The 18,243-nt window shown below is 71.4% G+C and carries 16 protein-coding genes; 11 read left to right on the top strand and 5 right to left on the bottom strand.

Annotated elements, in window-relative coordinates; translation table 11 throughout:
• Positions 1–261: 261 nt before the first annotated feature.
• The 6 genes from ABFX51_RS16840 to ABFX51_RS16815 are packed head-to-tail and all read left to right on the top strand — an operon-like array spanning position 262 to position 3,857.
• Complete coding sequence (locus ABFX51_RS16840; protein WP_346054179.1) at positions 262–777, top strand: hypothetical protein; 516 nt, start codon at positions 262–264, stop codon at positions 775–777.
• A complete protein-coding gene (locus ABFX51_RS16835; RefSeq protein ID WP_346054178.1) occupies positions 761–1,531 on the top strand; it encodes a DUF4142 domain-containing protein in 771 nt (256 codons plus the stop codon). Before ABFX51_RS16840 ends, ABFX51_RS16835 begins: the two co-directional genes overlap by 17 nt.
• A 12-nt stretch (positions 1,532–1,543) precedes the next feature.
• Positions 1,544–2,131 carry a ferric reductase-like transmembrane domain-containing protein gene (locus ABFX51_RS16830; protein WP_346054177.1) on the top strand — a complete coding sequence of 196 codons (588 nt, stop codon included), beginning with the start codon at positions 1,544–1,546 and terminating at the stop codon, positions 2,129–2,131.
• Positions 2,128–2,355 carry a ferredoxin gene (locus tag ABFX51_RS16825; protein ID WP_177228795.1) on the top strand — a complete coding sequence of 76 codons (228 nt, stop codon included), beginning with the start codon at positions 2,128–2,130 and terminating at the stop codon, positions 2,353–2,355. Before ABFX51_RS16830 ends, ABFX51_RS16825 begins: the two co-directional genes overlap by 4 nt.
• A complete protein-coding gene (locus ABFX51_RS16820) occupies positions 2,348–3,604 on the top strand; it encodes an NAD(P)/FAD-dependent oxidoreductase (protein ID WP_091510263.1) in 1,257 nt (418 codons plus the stop codon). Before ABFX51_RS16825 ends, ABFX51_RS16820 begins: the two co-directional genes overlap by 8 nt.
• Before the next feature lies 1 nt (position 3,605).
• Positions 3,606–3,857 carry a helix-turn-helix domain-containing protein gene (locus ABFX51_RS16815; RefSeq protein ID WP_091510248.1) on the top strand — a complete coding sequence of 84 codons (252 nt, stop codon included), beginning with the start codon at positions 3,606–3,608 and terminating at the stop codon, positions 3,855–3,857.
• A 2-nt stretch (positions 3,858–3,859) separates the two neighbouring features.
• Here the strand turns inward: ABFX51_RS16815 and ABFX51_RS16810 are convergent, their stop codons facing one another.
• Positions 3,860–5,305, bottom strand: coding sequence for a PucR family transcriptional regulator (locus ABFX51_RS16810; protein ID WP_346054176.1), 1,446 nt, complete (start codon positions 5,303–5,305; stop codon positions 3,860–3,862).
• A gap of 101 nt (positions 5,306–5,406) precedes the next feature.
• On the opposite strand from ABFX51_RS16810, the gene ABFX51_RS16805 reads away from it, so the two are divergent.
• Positions 5,407–6,843 (top strand): sodium:solute symporter family protein, encoded by a 1,437-nt coding sequence (locus ABFX51_RS16805; RefSeq protein ID WP_346054175.1) that lies wholly within the window; start codon positions 5,407–5,409, stop codon positions 6,841–6,843.
• On the top strand, positions 6,840–7,772 hold the full coding sequence (gene speB / locus ABFX51_RS16800) for an agmatinase (protein WP_346054174.1): 933 nt from the start codon (positions 6,840–6,842) through the stop codon (positions 7,770–7,772). The genes ABFX51_RS16805 and speB overlap by 4 nt, the downstream gene beginning before the upstream one ends.
• Here speB and ABFX51_RS16795 read toward each other — a convergent pair.
• A complete protein-coding gene (locus tag ABFX51_RS16795; RefSeq protein WP_218153512.1) occupies positions 7,750–9,213 on the bottom strand; it encodes an MFS transporter in 1,464 nt (487 codons plus the stop codon). The two genes, speB and ABFX51_RS16795, sit on opposite strands and share 23 nt — an antisense overlap.
• Positions 9,210–9,941: an SDR family NAD(P)-dependent oxidoreductase gene (locus tag ABFX51_RS16790; protein WP_091510242.1), complete on the bottom strand. Its 732-nt coding sequence runs from the start codon at positions 9,939–9,941 to the stop codon at positions 9,210–9,212. The genes ABFX51_RS16795 and ABFX51_RS16790 overlap by 4 nt, the downstream gene beginning before the upstream one ends.
• A gap of 79 nt (positions 9,942–10,020) precedes the next feature.
• Here ABFX51_RS16790 and ABFX51_RS16785 point away from each other — a divergent pair, with 79 nt between their 5' ends.
• Together ABFX51_RS16785 and ABFX51_RS16780 are read left to right on the top strand one after the other, a co-directional pair.
• Positions 10,021–10,734, top strand: a complete 714-nt coding sequence (locus ABFX51_RS16785) for a TetR/AcrR family transcriptional regulator (protein WP_091510240.1) — start codon at positions 10,021–10,023, stop codon at positions 10,732–10,734.
• A 104-nt stretch (positions 10,735–10,838) separates the two neighbouring features.
• A complete protein-coding gene (locus tag ABFX51_RS16780) occupies positions 10,839–12,431 on the top strand; it encodes a purine-cytosine permease family protein (protein WP_245783168.1) in 1,593 nt (530 codons plus the stop codon).
• Between the two features lie 430 nt (positions 12,432–12,861).
• Here ABFX51_RS16780 and dxs read toward each other — a convergent pair whose 3' ends face one another.
• Complete coding sequence (gene dxs, locus ABFX51_RS16775) at positions 12,862–14,760, bottom strand: 1-deoxy-D-xylulose-5-phosphate synthase (RefSeq protein WP_346054172.1); 1,899 nt, start codon at positions 14,758–14,760, stop codon at positions 12,862–12,864.
• 279 nt (positions 14,761–15,039) lie between these two features.
• Here dxs and ABFX51_RS16770 point away from each other — a divergent pair, with 279 nt between their 5' ends.
• Entirely contained in the window at positions 15,040–16,506 is a 1,467-nt protein-coding gene (locus ABFX51_RS16770; protein ID WP_091510235.1) for an aldehyde dehydrogenase family protein, read from the top strand.
• 1,010 nt (positions 16,507–17,516) lie between these two features.
• On the opposite strand, the gene ABFX51_RS16765 is transcribed toward ABFX51_RS16770, so the two are convergent.
• Entirely contained in the window at positions 17,517–18,230 is a 714-nt protein-coding gene (locus ABFX51_RS16765) for a leucine-rich repeat domain-containing protein (protein WP_091510234.1), read from the bottom strand.
• Positions 18,231–18,243: the final 13 nt, after the last annotated feature.

Here is an 18,243-nt window from a genome sequence, read left to right as displayed (position 1 = left end):
ACATCTTTACGGTGAACCGGGCAGTAGTCCAGTACCAAAAAATTCCTTCACATTCTTTGAACCGGATTCGGGCACCCGCCGTATCCCCCGGCGAAGGCCCCAACGGCGCTGACCCCCGACAGCGCTTTCACTCCACTGTGGACTCCCCCGTCCACAGTGGATTCACCACGTCCGCACGCAGGTCCTTTGCGGGTGGACGTGACCGCCCTGGCCCCCGACAGGGAAGGAAGTCTCTTTGTGATGCAACGAAAACCGAGATCGGTGATCCCGATCGCCGTGGCGGGACTCGCCGTGTTCGCGGTCACCACGGGCTGTGACGTCTCCAGCCCGTACTCCTCCGCCGCAGGTCGCAGCGGCATGGCGACCATGGGCACGAGCGACATCGGCCCCGCACTGACCGCCGTGCGCGCGTTCGACCTCGGCCAGATCGTCGTGGACGGTGGAGGGTTCACCATCTACCGCTACGACCGCGACAGCGCCAACCCGCCGAAATCCACGTGCACGGGCGCGTGCGCGCAGCAGTGGAAACCCGTGCCCGCCGCCGCCACCGAGCACCTGACCGGACTGGACCAATCCCTCGTCGGCACGCTGACCAGGGACGACGGCACCGACCAGGCCACGCTCGGCGGCTGGCCGCTCTACCGCTACACCAAGGACGAGATGCCGGGTGAGACCGCGGGGCAGGGCATGGCCGGCGCGTGGTTCCCCATCACGCCGCGCGGCGAGAAGGTACTCAAGGCCACCGACCCCGGGCGGTCCGATGCGTTCGGACTCTGACCGGCTCCGGAAACTGCTGGTACTGGTGGTCGTACTGGTGTTGACCCAATTGGCCGCACCCGCGATCGCCTCGGCACAGACCGCGACGCTCACCGACTCGGACCGGGACCTGCTCAACCGCGTCCGGCAGGCGGGGCTGTGGGAGATGCCCGCCGGCGACATGGCCAGGGTGCGGGCGCAGACCCCGCAGGTGCGCAACGTCGGGCAGACGCTGATGGTCGACCACGGCAGGCTCGACGTGGCCGTGCGCGACCTCGCGGCGAAGTACCGCGTGGTGCTGCCCGACCAGCCGACGCCGGACCAGCAGAGCTGGCTCACCGAGATGCGCACCGCTCCCTCGTCGGCGCAGTTCGAGCGGGTCTTCGCCAACCGGCTGCGTGCCGCGCACGGCGTGATCTTCCCGATCATCGGCAACGTGCGCGCCGGCACGCGCAACGACGAGATCCGCGCGTTCGCCAACACCGCGAACCAGGTGGTGCTGCGGCACATCACGCTGCTGGAGAGCACCGGGCTCATCGATTTCGACGCCCTGCCGCAGCCGCCCGTCGGGACGACCGCGTCGGCCTCGGCCGCCTCGGCGCTCAACCTCGGGTCCATGGACATCCTCACCAGCGTGGTGCTCGGCCTGCTGGTGTGCGGAGCGACGCTGCTCCTGCTGTGGCTCATCCGCAGTTCCGCGAGAAGAAGACATCGACCAGGAGACGACTATGCAGCCAACCGCACTGCTGAGCGGGAAAAACAGCCCGCGGGGTGAAAGGCGGTCCAGATGACGACGTCCGTTCTTGCTCAGTCGACGACGGACGCCGGGCTGCGCGGCGTCGCGCAGATGTCGGCACGCCTCGCCTACGTGTTCATGTGCCTCACGCTGTGCTGGGGCGTGCTGACCGCCACCGGCTGGGTCCGCAACATCACCGGCCGCAAGGCGTTGCGCGGCAGTCACATGGTGCTGGCGACGCTCACGCTCGCGTTCGGCATCGTGCACGCGGCGGCGTTCCACTTCCTGTCCCTCGGCGCGTTCTCGGTGGTGCAGCTGAGCGTGCCGTTCCTGCCCGGCGGACTCGCCCGGCACGCGTTCGGCATCATCGGGCTGGAACTGATGCTCGCGATCGCGCTGACCGCGAGCACGCACCGGTTCATCGCCTATCGCCGCTGGCTGTGGCTGCACCGGCTGGCCTACCTGGCGATCCCGCTGCTGGCGATCCACTCGTTCTTCGGGGCGATCGCCAACGGGCACCTGTCGGTGCTGTGGCTCGCCGGGATCACGCTGCTGGTGCCGACGTTCACGCTGTCGGTGCTGCGGTTCCTGCCCTCACGCGCGCTCGAGCGCATCGGACTGGTGGAGGAGCTCGTATGAAGACGCTCAACCGCTTCCGCGGCCCGCGGATCAGCGTGGACAACGACCGCTGCGAGGTCTTCGGGATCTGCGTGTGGGAGGCGCCCGGCCTGTTCCAGCTCGACCGCGACGGCAGGCTCCGCTACCGGCGCCAGCTCCAGGAGGAGGACTTCGAGCAGGCCGCCGCGGCGGCCCGCTGCTGCCCGATGCAGGCCATCGTCCTGAGAGGGATGTCTGATGAGTGATGGAGACAGGATCGTCATCGTCGGCGGCGGGGTCGCCGGCCTGCGCGCGGCCGAACGGCTGCGCGAGCTGAACTTCGACGGCGAGATCATCATCGTCGGGGACGAGCGGCGGAAGCCCTACCACCGGCCGATGGTGTCGAAGCAGCTGGTGACCGGCCAGATCCGGCCGATCGACGCCGGCCTGAAGCCCTACGTCGAGCTGGACGCGCACTGGCGGCTGGGCACCCGGGCCACGCACCTGGACACCAACCAGCGCGTCGTGCACCTGCCCGGCAAGGAGGAGCTCTGGTACGACGGGCTGATCATCGCGACCGGTGTCGTGCCGCGGCACCTGCCCGGCGCGCCACGGCACGACCCGCGCGTGCGGGTGCTGCGGACGGTCGAGGACGCGGTGTCGCTGCGCCGCGCGCTGACCGCCAGCAACAAGCCGGCAGTCGTGATCGGCAGCGGGCTCATCGGCTGCGAGTTCGCCGCGAGCATGCGCACGCTCGGCCGGGACGTCACGCTCGTCGGGCACGCCAAGGCGCCGCTGTACCGGTTCGGCCCGCGCGTCGCGCAGGCGGTGACGGAGACGCACGAGAAGCACCGCGCGGGGCTGGCGATGAACTCCGAGGTGCGGCACTGGATCAGCACGAAGGACGCGTTCGGCCTGCACCTGACCAACAACCAGCTCGTCGTGGCGAGCTGCGTGGTGCTGGCGATCGGCAGCGTGCCCGCGGTCGACTGGCTGCGGGGTTCGGGCCTGGACATCACCGACGGCGTGCTGTGCGACGCGACCCTGTTCGCCGAGGGCGCCGAGGACGTCGTCGTGGCCGGGGACGTCGCGCGCTGGCCGAACCTGCGCTTCGACGAAACGCCCCGCCGCGTCGAGCACTGGATCAACGCGGTGGAGTCCGCGCGGGCCGCGGCGGAGAACCTGATGGTGGGCAGGCGGCTCGCGAAGCCGTTCACCCCCCTGCCGCGCGCCTGGTCGAGCATCTACGAGCACCGGCTGCAGATGGCCGGGATGCCCGCGCTCGGCGAGGACACCGTGCAGCTGGCCGACGGCGTGACCGGGTTCGTGCGGAACGGCCAGCTGGTCGGCGCGGCGAGCTGGGACCGGCCACGCGCGATGCTGCAGTGGACCGCCGAACTGGAACGGCGCCTGCCGGTGCCGGAGTACACCCCCGCACCCGAGCCCGAAGGCGTCGACCTCGGCGAAGCGGTCTTCTCGGAAGAGGAGTGGCTGACCGTGGGGCAAGGGGTGTGACATGGCCGAAACCGCGAGCGAGGAGCTGCTGAACGCCGTGCGAGGGCACCGCCTCGCCGAGATCCGCCGCAGCCGCGGCCTGACGCAGCACCACCTCGCCGAGAAGATGGGAGTGACCCAGAGCCACGTGTACGAGATCGAGCGCGGTTCGATCGCGGAGCGGGAAGCGCTTTCCCAGTACGCGAGCGCGCTCGGCGGCAGGCTGCGGCAGACGATCCACTTCGACGACGGGGACATCGCCGTCGTCGAGTGAGATCAGGCCCTGCTGAGGGCGAACCACAACCGCATACGCACGTCGGGATCGGACAGGTCGGCGCCCAGCAGGCGTCCGGCCTGTCCGATCCGGTGTCTGACGCTGTTCCGGTGCACGCCCAGCGCTGCCGCCGTGCGGTCCCAGCCGCCGTGGTGGGCGAGCCACGCGCGGAGCGTGTCCAGCAGCTCCGGGCGGTCCGCGATCGGCGCGAGCGTGCGGACGGCGTAGCTCCTGGCGACCTCCGGTGGGACGATCGCGTCGAAGCCCTCTCCGGCGGTGACCGGCATGCCCGTCGACCGCGCGCGTTGCAGCAGCGCGGGGATTTCCCTTGCGGCGACGGAAAGTTCGCCGGGTTCCACGGGCCGGGTCGTGACGGCGAGCCAGCCGTGTGCCCGCAGTTCGCCGAGGTCCGGCGCCGTGCTCACGATGGCGGTGAAACCTTCGCTGGTCTCCACGAGCGGGGTGCCGAGCCGGTCACGCAACCAGCCGATGCCGGGTGCACTCCCTTCCGGCACGCCTGCCACCACCCGGTACTCCCCTGACGGCAGCAACTCCCCCAGCACCCCGTCCGCGTCCGCGCGTCCGAGCAACAGCGCTGTCAGCGTACCGCCCAGCGCCGCCGCTCCTGGCTGGTCGGCCAGCCCCAGCAACGCCGCACCGATGCCGACCACCGCCCGGTCCGTCGCCTCGAACCGCTGCCGCCGCCCCACGACGAGCAGGCGCGACGCCGTGGCCTGCGGGTACACCGGTTGCGCGAGCACGAACGTGCCGTCAGCCAGTTCCGTTGTCGCGCTGCGGATTCCGGTGCCGTCGCGCAGCCGGGCCAGCAACGCGGCCAGCTCGGGCGGGATGGGCAGGGGTGCCCGCACCTCCACGGCCGCGGTGCCGTCGGCGTTCACCAGCGCGACCCAGCCCGGCAGGCGGTGCGCGAGCCCGCGCGCGACCTCCGCAGGCCCGGCGGACGCGGCACGGGTAAGCGCTTCCCTGGCTTCCGCGATCCGCCGCTGGTCCCGCTGGCTCGCCTCCGCGAGCGCGACCGCCACCGCCCGGCTGATCGCCAGGAACGGCGTGGTCACCGGGACGACGAGCAACGGCAGGCCGTACCGGGCACACGCCCGGCGCAACGTCCTCGGCAGCTCCTCGTGCAGTGGCGGTGTGACCCCGAAACCGAGCGCCGTGATCCCGGCGTCCCGCAGCCCGCGTACGTAGCGCTCGACCTCGCGCTGCTCGTCCGGCAGGTTCACGCCCGCGGTCAGCAGCAGTTCCTCGCCCAGCAGGTACGGCCCCGGCTCACGCAGTTCGCTCACGTGCGCCCAGCGGACGGCCAGGTCGAGCGCGCCGGGACGCAAGCTCTCCCGCACCGGCTCCAGCGCGAGAGCGGGGTCGCCGACCACGGCTCTTAACGGGACGGTGACATCCGGTTCCATCCGCGGCGGTGTCTTGGCCATTTCAGCCAGAGACTAACCCGGATTGGGATGGTTCGTCCTCTCCTGCACGCCGGGCCCGGAGTCCTACGGTGACCGGAACGGCGCGAGGGAAGGAGGCCGGCGTGGGCGGCGACTACGCGGTGATCGGGCTCTACGTGGTGGCGATGATCGGGATCGGCTGGTACGGCCTGCGCCTCGCCCGCACCAAGAGCGACTACCTCGTCGCGGGCAGGCGGCTCGGCTGGTTCATGTACTCCGGCACGATGTCGGCCGTCGTGCTCGGCGGTGCGTCCACGATCGGCGGCGTCAAGCTCGGCTACACCTACGGCATCTCCGGTGCCTGGCTCGTGATCACGATCGGGCTCGGCATCCTGGTGCTGCACGCGGTGTTCGCGCGGCGGCTGGTCAAACTCCGCGTCTACACCGTCGGCGAGATGCTCGACCTGCGCTACGGCGGCAGCACGAGCACGATCTCCGGTGTCGTGATGTGGGCGTACACCCTCATGCTCACCGTCACCTCGACGCTCGCGTTCGCCACGATCTTCAAGGTCCTGCTGGACATCCCGGACGCCGCGGGCATCGCCATCGGCGGCGCGATCGTCGTGCTGTACTCGGTGCTCGGCGGGATGTGGTCGATCACGCTCACCGACATCGCGCAGTTCGTGGTCAAGACGATCGGCATCTTCGCGCTGCTGCTGCCGATCGCGCTGACGTCGGCCGGCGGGTTCGACGGGCTGCGCGAGCGGCTGGACGGCAGCTACTTCTCGTTCACCAGCATCGGCGGCGGCACGATCTTCACCTACGTGCTCATCTACGGTTTCGGCCTGCTCATCGGCCAGGACATCTGGCAGCGCGTGTTCACCGCCCGCACCCCGCGCGTCGCCACGACGGGCGGCATCATCTCCGGCGTCTACTGCCTGCTCTACGGCCTCGCCGGCGCCCTCATCGGCACGGCGGCCAAGGCGCTGTACCCGGACCTGGCCAGCGCCCAGGACGCGTTCGCCACCATCGCCGAGCGGCTGCTGCCCACGGGCGTGCGCGGGCTCGTGCTGGCGGCGGCGCTGTCGGCGCTCATGTCGACCGCGAGCGGCGCGCTCATCGCGTGCTCGACGGTCAGCACCAACGACCTGCTCGCGCGCTTCCGCGCCCGCCCGCTGGGGGTGAACGCGAACCGCGTGGTGACGCTCGTGCTCGGGCTGGTGGCCATCGGCATCGCGATGGTCGTCACCGACGTGGTGGCGGCGCTGACCGTGGCCTACAACCTGCTGGTCGGCGGGCTGCTGGTGGCGATCCTCGGCGCGTTGTTCGTCAGGCGCGGCACCCGCGCGGGCGCGCTCGCGTCGATGGTGACCGGGTCGATCGTGGTGGTCGTCTTCATGATCACCGACGGGCTCGAGGCGAATGAGCCCATCTACTACGGCCTCGGCGCGAGCCTGGTCGTCTACCTCGCCGTCAGCTTCGCCACGCCGCGAACCCCCGCGGACGTGCTGGCGCGCTGGACAGAACGGCTGAGCGGGAAAGCGGCTCAGCCGGAAGCTGAAGGAGTTCCCGCATCATGACCGTCGGTCCCGTCGATTCGTCCCGCGTCCCCCGCTTCGCCGGGTTCGCCACGTTCGCCCGGCTGCCGCGGCTGGACCAGGTCGAGCGCGCCGACGTCGCCGTGGTCGGGGTCCCGTTCGACAGCGGCGTGTCCTACCGGCCGGGCGCCCGCTTCGGCCCCGCCGCGCTGCGTGAGGCGAGCCGCCTGCTGCGCCCGTACCACCCCGGTCTCGACGTGTCGCCGTTCGAAGCCGCGCAGGTGGCCGACGCCGGGGACATCGCGGTGAACCCGTTCAACATCGGCGAGGCGATCGAAACCCTGCAGCAGGAAGCGGAAGCGCTTTCCGCGGGCGGCACCAAGCTGGTCACCGTCGGCGGCGACCACACCATCGCGCTGCCGCTGCTGCGCGCCGCGGCCAAGAAGCACGGCCCGGTGGCGCTGCTGCACTTCGACGCGCACCTCGACACGTGGGACACCTACTTCGGCGAGCCGTACACGCACGGCACCCCGTTCCGCCGCGCCGTCGAGGAGGGCGTCCTCGACACGAGCGCGGTGTGCCACGTCGGCACGCGCGGCCCGCTGTACGGCAAGGCGGACCTCGACGACGACCAGAAGCTCGGCTTCGGCATCGTCACCGCCGCCGACGTCCTGCGGCGCGGCGTCGACGAGACCGTAGACGCGCTGCGCCAGCGGATCGGCGACCGCCCGCTGTACGTCTCCGTGGACATCGACGTGCTCGACCCCGCGCACGCGCCCGGCACCGGCACGCCCGAGGCGGGCGGCCTGACCAGCCGGGAACTACTGGAGATCCTGCGTGGGCTGCGGACGTGCCGGCTCGTCGGCGCGGACGTGGTCGAGCTGGCGCCCGCCTACGACCACGCCGAGATCACCGCGGTGGCGGCGTCCCACGTCGCCTACGACCTGGTCAGCCTGCTCTCCCTGCGCTGACCTGGTATTCGGTCCGCCCAGCGGGTTCGGGCTTGCCGGCTCGCAGGATCAGGCCGCAGGCCACGGCACCACCGGCGAAGATCGCGCTCGAACACCAGAAGGCCACCGTGTAACCGTGGATCGCCGCGTCCACCTGGACGGCCTGGCTGGTGCCGTCCTTGCCGGCCAGGTACCCGGCCAGCGCGGCGGCGGCGAGCGAGTTGAGCAGCGCGGTGCCGATGGAGCCGCCGATCTGCTGGGCGACGTTGACCGTGGCCGAGGCGATGCCGGCGTCCTGCGGCTGGACGCCGGTGGTGCCGGCGTTCATGGCCGGGGCGATGGTGGCACCGACTCCGACGCCGAAGAGCATCAGCGGACCCAGGACGCTCGTGGCGTAGGAGCTGGCGGGGCCGATGCCGGTCAGCCAGGCGAGCGCCCCCGCCGCGATGAGCATGCCGGCCGTGACCGGGAGTTTCGCGCCAAGGCGGGGGTAGAGCTGGGTGGTGCACACTCCTCCGGCGAGCACGAGGGTGGCGACCATGGGCAGGAACGCGAGGCCGGTCACCACCGGCGAATAACGCAGGACCTGCTGCAGGTAGTAGTTCAGGAACAGGAACGCGCCGAACAGGCCGATGCCGCCGATGAAGATCGCCAGGTTGGCGCCGCCGCGCGTGCGGTCGAGGAGGACGCGCGGTGGCAGCAGCGGGTGCGCGGCGCGGGTCTGCCACCAGGCGAACACGGCGAGCAGGACCACGCCTCCGGCGAGGAAGCCCCAGGTGTCCGGGGTGGTCCAGGAGTGTGATTCGACGCTCGCGAAGCCGTAGACGATGCCGAACATCGCCGCGCACGCGATGAGCGTGCCGGGGACGTCCAGCCGCGGCCGGTTCCCGGTCCTGGTCTGGCGCGGGATGAGGGTGGCGGCACCGATCAGGGCGACGAGGCTGATGGCGACGTTGGCGTACAGCGTGAAGCGCCAGTCGAGGAATTCGGTGAGGATGCCGCCGAGCAGCATGCCGACCGCGGCGCCCGAGCCGGAGACGCCGCCGAAAACGGCGAACGCGGTGGCGCGTTCCCCGGCCTGCGTGAAGGTCGTCGAGAGCAGGGAGAGCGCGGCGGGGGCGAGCATCGCGCCTGCCGCGCCCTGCAGCGCGCGGGCGGTGACGAGGACCTCGAAGTCGGGTGCGGCGCCGCCCAGTGCCGAGGCGGCGGCGAAAGCGATCAGGCCGGTCAGGAACATCACCCGCCGTCCGACCAGGTCGCAGACGCGGCCGGACAACAGCAGCAGGCTGCCGAAGGTCAGCGAGTAGGCGGTCACGATCCACTGCCGGTCGCCGACCGAGAAGCCGAGGTCCTGCTGGGCGTGCGGCAGGGCGATGTTCACGATCGTGACATCGAGCACGTCCATCAGCTGGGCCAGGCAGATGACGGCCAGGATCCACCAGCGGTGTGCGGGCCGGGTCAAGACAACGGCTTCCCGTCGCGGAAGAGCCCGCCGCTGGGCCCGTCGGGGCCCAGGGTGGCGGCCCAGACCACGCCTCGCGCGCTTTCCGCAGCGGGCCGGTCGTTGTCGTCGTCGCCGCGTTCGGGGTGGGTGGCGGTGTTGCCGGGCTCGACGGCGTTGACCAGGATCGGGGTGCCGGCCAGGGCGCGGGCGAACACGGCGGTCAGGGTGTTGAGCATGAACTTGGCCATCGAATACGCCGGGGAGCGCAGCGGCGCGCCGAGGTCCAGTCCGGTGGCGATCTGGAGGGCGGCCAGGCTGGAGACGTTCACGATCCGGGCCGCGGGTGCGGCGGTCAGCAGCGGGAACAGCGCCTGGGTCAGTGCCCACGGCCCGATCAGGGAGACCTCCATGGCGGAACGCACCGCGTCCATGTCGGCATCCAGCACGGTCAGGGTTTGGAAGTCGGGCATGGCCGCGGCGTTGTTGATCAGGACGTCGAGGTGGCCGAAGGTCCGGGTGAGGTAGCCGGCGGCCTCGTCCATGCCGGCCCGGTCGGACAGGTCCAGGCGCAGGGCCGTGGCCGCGTACCCGTCCTGGCGCAACCGGGCGGCCAGCGGCTCCGCCGCAGCCCGGTCGCGTGCCGTGAGGACGACGTGGAAGCCCAGCTCGGCGAGCTGGCCGGCCACGGCGAAGCCGAGCCCGGCCGGGCGGCTGACCCCGGTGATCAAAGCGGTCTTGAGAGGCATGGTGCTCCAGTCGGAGAACTAAGTTCGTCAAAGGCGAACATAGTTCTCCGGCGAGAACTTAGTCAACTAGGATCCCCCTGTGGCACGAGATCCGAGGGCGCGGCGCGCAGCCCGGCACCTGCAGGCCCCCACCTCCGCACCGCAGGAGCCGCGCCGGGAGCCGCTCACAGTCGAGCGGATCGTCGACGCCGCCCTGCACGTGGTGGAGACCCAGGGCTACGACGCGCTGACGATCCGCGCCATCACCGCCGAACTCGGAGTCAGCCCTTCGTCGCTGTACAAGCACGTGGTCAACAAGGCCGACATCGACGACCTGATCATCGGACGGCTCTGCTCCGAGCTCGTGCTGCCCGAACCCGACCCGGACCGGTGGCGCGACCAGATCCGGCAGGTGTACGGCCAGATGCGCGACCAGTACCTGCGCTACCCCGGCATCTCCCGCGCCGCGCTCGCGGCCGTCCCCACCAACCTGGAGACCCTGCGCGTCAGCGAAGCGATCCTGGCGATCCTGCTCGCCGGCGGAATACCGCCCCAGACCGCCGCCTGGGCCATGGATTCCCTGTCCCTCTACGTCGCCGCCTACGCCCTCGAGCTGTCCCTGGTCCGCGTCCGGCAGACCGACCCGGACGACGAATGGGTCCTCAGCCGCGGCGAACTCCTCCGACGCCTCGGCTCCCTGCCGGCCGACCGGTTTCCCCACACCAGGGAGCACGCCGCCGAACTGACGTCCGGCAGCGGACACGAGCGTTTCGACTTCACCCTCGACCTGGTGCTCGACAGCATCACCCGGTAGGCAGGGACCCCGTGACCGTCCCTTGTGGACAGGAACGGTGAAGTAACCCCGCCGTCACGAAAAGGGCGTCGAGCGGAAACAGCGTCATCCTACCGTCGCTGTTCGTGACGGTCGAAGAAACGCTTCCGAAGCGCCAGGCCAAGGAAACCCTCGAAGACTACACACTCCGGTTCGCGCCGCGGAGCTACCGGCGCTGGACCCCGGCGGTCGTCGGCGCCTCCGCACTCGGCGGGATCGCCTACATGGCGGACTTCTCGATCGGCGCGGGGATCGGGCTGACGCACGGCACGGGCAACGCCCTGCTCGCGATCGCCGTCGCCGCGGTGATCATCTTCGTCAGCGGGTTCCCGCTGGCCTACTACGGGGCGCGCTACAACATCGACCTGGACCTCATCACGCGGGGCTCCGGCTTCGGCTACTACGGGTCGGTGCTGACGAGCGTCATCTTCGCCAGCTTCACCTTCATCTTCTTCGCCACCGAAGGCTCGATCATGGCGCAGGGGCTGAAGTACGCGCTCGGCCTGCCGTTGTGGCTCGGCTACCTGCTGTCCACTTTGGTCATCATCCCGCTCGTGGTGTACGGGATGAAGGCGCTGGCCAAGCTGCAGAGCTGGACGAACCCGTTGTGGATCCTGCTGATGGTGGCGCCGCTGGTGTTCCTCGTGGTGAAGGACCCGGACTCGGTGCAGCGGTGGCTGTCCCACGGATCGGGGGTGAGCACGGCGGCGGTGATGCTGGGCGCGGGCGTGTGCCTGTCGCTGATGGGGCAGATCGGCGAGCAGATCGACTACCTGCGGTTCATGCCGCCGCGCACGGCGGAGAACCGGCGGGCGTGGTGGACGTCGGTGGTGCTGGCCGGGCCGGGGTGGGTGGTGTTCGGCGCGGTGAAGCAGGCGATCGGCGTGTTCATGGCGGTGTACGTGCTGGACGCGGTGGGTTCGGCGGCGGCCGTGGAGCCGATCGAGCAGTTCACCGGGGTGTTCAAGCAGCTCATGCCGGGGTGGCTGGTGGTGCCGCTCGCGCTGGTGCTGGTGGTGCTGAGCCAGGTGAAGATCAACGTCACGAACGCGTACTCGGGCTCGCTGGCGTGGACCAACTCGTTCACGCGCGTCACGAGGCGCTACCCGGGGCGGCTGGTGTTCGTGCTGGTGAACCTGTCGTTCTCGCTGGTGCTGATGGAGGCGAACATGTTCAGCTTCCTCAACAACGTGCTGAGCTTCTACTCCAACTGCGCGATCGCGTGGGTCGTCACGGTGGCGACGGACATCGCGGTGAACAAGTACGTGCTCAAGTTGTCGCCGAAGCTGCCCGAGTTCCGCCGGGGCATGCTGTACGCGGTGAATCCCGTTGGCGTGGTGGCGTTCCTGGCGTCGTCGCTGCTGTCGATCGCCGTCTACTTCGGACTCTTCGGCGAGGCGCTGAAACCGTATTCGCCACTGGTCGCGGTCGGCGTCGCGGTGGTGGTGACCCCGCTGATGGCCGTCGTCACGCGCGGCCGCTACTACCTGCGCCGCGCGGACGACGGGATCGCGGAACCCCGCCTGTCCGCGGACGGCAACCCGAGCGCCACCCCGTACGACTGCGTCGTCTGCGGCGAACCCTACGAACGCCCGGACGTCCTGACGAGCGCCACCGGCGGGACGATCTGCTCACTGTGCCTGAGCACGGACCGGAGCGGAGCCCACGTCCTGCCGTGATCTCTCGGCCCAGCCCGGCAGCCGGGCCACCGGCTCCCGCCGCCCGCACCGGGCGGGGGCCGCCACCGGCCCACCCTGCGCACCGCCGGTTTGGCCCCCGGCGACTCGCCAATGCCTGGCGGCTCCCCGCCACCGGCCCAACCCCGGGCAGCACCCGCCGGTCAGGCCCCAGGCGACACGCCGATGCCAGGCGGACTCCCTGCCACCGACTCAAACCTGGGCAGCACGGTCAGGCCATCAAGGCCACCGGCTTCCGCCGCCCGCACCAGGTGGGCTCCGCCACCGACCCAACCCCGGGCACCGCCGGTCAGGCCCCACGGCGACCCGCCGATGCCAGGCGGCCTCCCGCCGCCAGCCCAACCCCGGGCAGCACCCCGCGGTCCAGACCACCAACCACCACCGCGACCCCGCCCGTCCCCGGGCGGGCAGCTCACTCCGCCGGTTCGGGCTGCGGGTCGAGCACCAGGTTCGCCGCCCACTCGGTCACCCGGCGCGCCACGTCCTGCGCCGTCAGGCCGATCCTGGCCAGCACCTCCTCGCGCGAGCCGTGCTCGTGGAACCGCTGCGGCACCGCCAGGTCCCGCAGCGGCACGTCGCATTCGGCGTCCCGCAGCGCGGCCGCCAGCGCCGAGCCGAAGCCGCCGTGCCGCCCGCTGTCCTCGACCGTCACGACGAGCCTGTGCGCCTTCGCGAGCGTCACCAGCTCCTGCGGCACCGGCACCACCCAGCGCGGGTCGGCGACCGTCACCGCGATGCCCTGGTCCGCCAGCCGCTCCGCCGCCTCCAGCCCGAGCTTCGCGAACGCGCCGACCGCCACGAGGAGCACGTCCGCGCCGTCCTCCGGCTTGCGCAGCACGTCGACCACGCCCTGCCGCTCGACGGCGGGCACCGACTCCACGACGCTCCCCTTGGAGAACCGCAGCGCCGTCGGCCCGTCGGACACGGCGATGGCCTCCCGCAGTTCCTCGCGCAGCGTCTGCGCGTCGCGCGGGGCGGCGACCCGCATGCCCGGCACCATGCCCAGCAGCGACAGGTCCCACATGCCGTGGTGGCTCGGGCCGTCCGGCCCCGTGATCCCCGCGCGGTCCAGCACGAGCGTGACCGGCTGCCGGTGCAGCGCCACGTCCATCAGCACCTGGTCGAACGCGCGGTTCAGGAACGTCGAGTACACCGCGACCACCGGGTGCAGACCGCCCATCGCCAGCCCGGCGGCGGACGTGACCGCGTGCTGCTCGGCGATGCCCACGTCGTACCAGCGGTCGGGGAAGCGCTCGGCGAACTTGTCCAGACCGGTCGAGCGCAGCATCGCGGCGGTGATCGCCACCACGTCCTCGCGCTCCTCGCCGATGGCCGCCAGCTCGTCGGCGAACACCGACGTCCAGCTGCGCCCCTTCGGCTTCGGCAGGCCCGTCTCGGGGTCGATCGGGTCGGTCTGGTGCATCTGGTCGGCCTCGTGGTTCACGGCGGGCGGGTAGCCGTGCCCCTTCTCGGTGACCGCGTGCACGACGACCGGGCCACCGAAGGCCTTCGCCGCCTGGAACGCCTTCTCCAGCGCCGCGAGGTCGTGCCCGTCCACCGGGCCCAGGTACTTCAGGCCCAGGTCGGAGAACATCATCTGCGGGCTCAGCGCGTCCTTGATGCCCGCCTTGGCCGCGTGCAGCGCCGCGTAGATCGGACGGCCCACGACCGGCGTGTGCAGCAGCAGTTCCTTGCCGCCGTCGAGCACGCGCTCGTAGCCGGGCTGCAGGCGCAGCGACGCGAGGTGCTCGGCGAACCCGCCGATCGTCGGCGAGTAGGAGCGGCCGTTGTCGTTGACCACGATGACGACGGGCCTGCCGGGTTCGGCGGCGATGTTGTTCAGCGCCTCCCAGCACATGCCGCCCGTCAGCGCCCCGTCACCCACGACGGCCACCGTGTGCCTGCCGCCGCCGGCCAGCTCGAAGGCCTTCGACAGACCGTCCACATAGGACAATGCGGTCGAGGCGTGGCTGTTCTCGACGAAGTCGTGCTCGCTCTCGGAGCGGATCGGGTAGCCCGCGACGCCGCCGGTCTGCCGGAGCAGGTCGAACCCGTCCTGCCTGCCGGTGACGATCTTGTGCACGTAGCTCTGGTGCCCCACGTCCCACACGATCGCGTCACGGGGGGAGTCGAACACGCGGTGCAGCGCGATCGTCAGCTCGACCACACCGAGGTTCGGCCCGAGGTGGCCGCCCGCACGCCGCACGCGGTCGATGAGGAAGTCGCGGATCTCACCCGCCAGCTGCTCCAACTGGCCCTGCCCCATGCGCTTGAGGTCGGCCGGTCCGTGCACAGACTCCAGCAACGTCACTTTCCACCTCACCCTGATCGATCCTGCGACCGTCCGCTCAGTCTACGGAGCAAGGAAACCCTCGCCGTGCCCGCGCGCCGGGCGCCCGTCCGGTCCCACGCCCGGACCAGCGACGAAGGTGGTCCGTCCGTGAGCCAATTCTCATCGGACGTGCCACCCTACTCTGCTCGTGCGCTCACGGACGGTGAGAAGGTGTCCGCTCTCACCAGCCTTCCGGCGGCAGCGCGCCAGCCACGTAGGCTTCCGAACCGGTCAAGACGTCAACCGGCGGGAGGTGCGATGGCGGAGTTGTTCGTCGACGGGGAGTGGCGCGCTCCGCGGGCGCACCGGACCCGTGAGATCCGCTGTCCCGCCGATGGCTCCCTCGTCGGCACCGTCGCCGAAGGCACCCGCGAGGACACCGAGGCCGCGATCGCCGCCGCGCGCCGGGCCTTCGACTCCGGGCCGTGGCCGTCGACCCCGGCGAGCCGGCGCGGGGACCTGCTGTTGCGCGTGGCGGAGCTGCTGGAGCGCGACCGCGACACCTACGCCCGCGCCGAGTCGCTCGACACCGGGAAGCGGCTGGTGGAGAGCGAGTACGACCTGGCCGACGTCGTGGCGTGCTTCAGGTACTTCGGCAAGCTCGCGGGGCAGCACGCCGGGCGGGTCGTGGACGCGGGGCCGGACGCGCTCAGCCGCGTGGTGTACGAACCGGTCGGGGTGTGCGGGCTCATCACGCCGTGGAACTACCCGCTGTTGCAGGTGGCGTGGAAGGTCGCCCCGGCGTTGGCCGCGGGCAACACGTTCGTGCTCAAACCGAGCGAGCTGACGCCACACACGGCGATCCTGCTGATGAGCACGCTCACCGAAGCGGGGCTGCCCGCGGGGGTGGCGAACCTGGTGCTGGGTGCCGGTGCCGAGGTGGGGGCGCCGCTGGCGGAGCACCCGGACGTGGACCTGGTGTCGTTCACCGGCGGGTTGGCGACGGGCAGGCGGATCGCGGCGAGCGCGGCGGCGACGGTGAAGAAGGTCGCGCTGGAGCTGGGCGGCAAGAACCCGAACGTGGTCTTCGCGGACGCGGATTTCGAGACGGCGGTGGACTACGCGCTGACAGCCGTGTTCCTGCATTCGGGGCAGGTGTGCTCGGCGGGGGCGCGGCTCATCGTGCAGGAGGAGTTGCACGATGAGCTGGTGGACGAGGTCGTGCGCCGCGCGGAGCGGATCCGGCTGGGTGGTCCGTTCGACCCGGAGGCCGAGACGGGGCCGCTGATTTCGGCGGAACACCTGGCGAAGGTGGAGAAGTACGTCGAGACGGCGCTCGCGGAGGGCGCGGTACTGCGGACCGGCGGCCGCCGCCCGTCCGATCCGCGCCTGGCAGGCGGGCACTACTACCTGCCCACTGTGCTCGACGGCGTGCGGCAGGGCGGTTTCGCGGTGACCGAGGAGTCGTTCGGCCCGGTGCTGACGGTCGAAACCTTCACGGACGAGGACGACGCGGTCCGCATCGCCAACGACACGCACTACGGCTTGGCGGGCGCGGTGTTCACCATGGACGCGTCGCGGGCGCAGCGGGTGGCGAACCGCCTGCGCCACGGCACGGTGTGGATCAACGACTACCACCCGTACCTCCCCCAGGCCGAATGGGGCGGGTTCGGCCAGTCCGGCTTCGGCCGCGAGCTGGGCCCCACCGGGCTCGGGGAGTACCAGGAGATCAAGCACGTGTACCAGAACCTGCGGCCCGGCCCGTCGGGCTGGTTCCGGGGTTGAGGGTCGGGGGTTGGGGTTGGGGTGGCTGGGGTGGCTCCCGGGGGCGGCTCGGGGGCGATGCAGGGCCCGGTGCTGGGCCGGGCGCGGGGTTGGCAGGAGTGGCTCTCGCGGGTGGCTGAGTCCGGTGCGGGACCGAGCGCGGGTCGGCGGAGGTCGGCTGCGTGACTGTCGGGGGCAGCTGAGCCTGGCGCGGGATCGGCGGAGGTCGGCATGGCTCTCGGGGACGGCTCGGGGGCGGCTGAGCCCAGTGCAGGGCCGGGTGCGGGGTCGGCTTGGGTGGCTCTCGAGGGCGGCTCGGGGCCGCGGCTGAGCCGGGGCGTCGGCGGGGCGTCGGCGGGGCGGTAGTCGCCGGGCGGCGCGGCACGGCGACTCGGAGCCGTGCCCCGGCTCAAGGCCGCACGGTGAGTTCGACGCAAGGCCGAGTGCAGCATGGCTGGTGGGTGCAGTGGCTGGCAGGGGGCTCGCGGCCTGGGCGGTTGGCTCGCGCCAGCGCAGCTGGGTGGTGCTGGGTGGGCGCGCCGGTGACCGCCGCTTGCGGCGGCTGGCTCGGCCCGGCGGCTCGGAGCCAGGCCTGCGGCTTAGGGCCGCGTGGCTGAGCCTGGTGCGGGGCCGGGCACGGCAGTAGCTGCCGAGCGCGGTGGCGGGTGCGGCAGCAGCCACCCCGCGCGGCAGTAGCCGCCGCGTGCGGTGGCGGGTGCGGCAGTAGCCGCCGCGTGCGGTGGCGGGTGCGGCAGTAGCCGCCGCGTGCGGTGGCGGGTGCGGCAGTAGCCGCCGCGTGCGGTGGCGGGTGCGGCAGTAGCTGCCGCGTGCGGTGGCGGGTGCGGCAGCAGTCACCGGGGGCCGGGGCAGCCACCCCGTGCCGGGGCAGCCACCTCGTGCCGGGGCAGCCACGCCGCGCGGCGGTAGCTCCCGGTGCCGCAGTCGGCCACAGCCGCACCCGCGAGCCACCGTGCGGTGGCAGCGAACCGGCACAGCGGCGCCCACCACCAAACCGCTTCCCACAAATAGATTCAACGCAGTACCAGGCAGTCCTCGAGGTCGTCGAGCCATGGGGGGTGCTTCAGGGAGCGGTTCCACCGGAGGTCGAGCTTCACCAGGGGCAGGGTTGCTAGCGCGTCCGGCAGGGTGTGGAGGTTGTTCTCGCGCAGGTCGAGGTAGCGCAGGTCGCTCAGGTTGGCGATCGTGGCGGGCAGTTCGCGCAGGTGGTTGCCGCGCAGGTGGTTGCCGCGCAGGTGCAGCTCTCGCAGCTTGCTCAGTTCGCCGATGGTGTCCGGCAGCTCGCGCAGCTCGTTGCGGTACAGGCGCAACTCGCGCAGCTCGCGCAGGCCCGACATGTCTTCGGGCAGCACTTCGAGCCTGTTGTCCGTCGCGCTGAGGTAGCGCAGGGCGGACAGCCGGGTCAGCGACTCGGGCAGCCTCGTGAGCCTGTTGCCCGACAGGTACAGGTACTCGCTCAGGTTCGGCAGGTCACCCAGCTCCGAGGGCAGCGACGTGAGCCGGTTGTGCCCCAGGTCCAGGGTGTGCAGCGCCGCGAGGCGGCCGATCTCGGCGGGAATCTCCGTCAGCCGGTTGGCCGCGAGGTTGAGCACCCGCAACCGCCCCAACCGCCACAACTCCCCCGGCAACTCGGTCAGCTCGTTGTCGTACGCGCTCAGGTACTCCAGCTCCGGCGGCAGGCTGGGCAGGCGCGTCAACTTCCGGTGATCGAGTTCGAGGCGGGTCACCGCGCGAAAATTA

It is taken from the genome of Amycolatopsis dongchuanensis (assembly GCF_039542405.1).
Taxonomy (GTDB): Bacteria; Actinomycetota; Actinomycetes; order Mycobacteriales; family Pseudonocardiaceae; genus Amycolatopsis_E; species Amycolatopsis_E sacchari.
Note: the sequence above shows the minus strand (reverse complement) of the source record. Positions and strands in the feature narration are given on the sequence as shown.

Bases quoted from the DNA above. Each gene is read 5' to 3' on its own strand.
- ABFX51_RS16835 (WP_346054178.1), top strand. From the start codon at position 761: ATGCGTTCGGACTCTGACCGGCTCCGGAAACTGCTGGTACTGGTGGTC.
- ABFX51_RS16830 (WP_346054177.1), top strand. From the start codon at position 1,544: ATGACGACGTCCGTTCTTGCTCAGTCGACGACGGACGCCGGGCTGCGC.
- ABFX51_RS16825 (WP_177228795.1), top strand. From the start codon at position 2,128: ATGAAGACGCTCAACCGCTTCCGCGGCCCGCGGATCAGCGTGGACAAC.
- ABFX51_RS16820 (WP_091510263.1), top strand. From the start codon at position 2,348: ATGAGTGATGGAGACAGGATCGTCATCGTCGGCGGCGGGGTCGCCGGC.
- ABFX51_RS16815 (WP_091510248.1), top strand. From the start codon at position 3,606: ATGGCCGAAACCGCGAGCGAGGAGCTGCTGAACGCCGTGCGAGGGCAC.
- ABFX51_RS16810 (WP_346054176.1), bottom strand. From the start codon at position 5,305: ATGGCCAAGACACCGCCGCGGATGGAACCGGATGTCACCGTCCCGTTA.
- speB (WP_346054174.1), top strand. From the start codon at position 6,840: ATGACCGTCGGTCCCGTCGATTCGTCCCGCGTCCCCCGCTTCGCCGGG.
- ABFX51_RS16790 (WP_091510242.1), bottom strand. From the start codon at position 9,941: ATGCCTCTCAAGACCGCTTTGATCACCGGGGTCAGCCGCCCGGCCGGG.
- ABFX51_RS16770 (WP_091510235.1), top strand. From the start codon at position 15,040: ATGGCGGAGTTGTTCGTCGACGGGGAGTGGCGCGCTCCGCGGGCGCAC.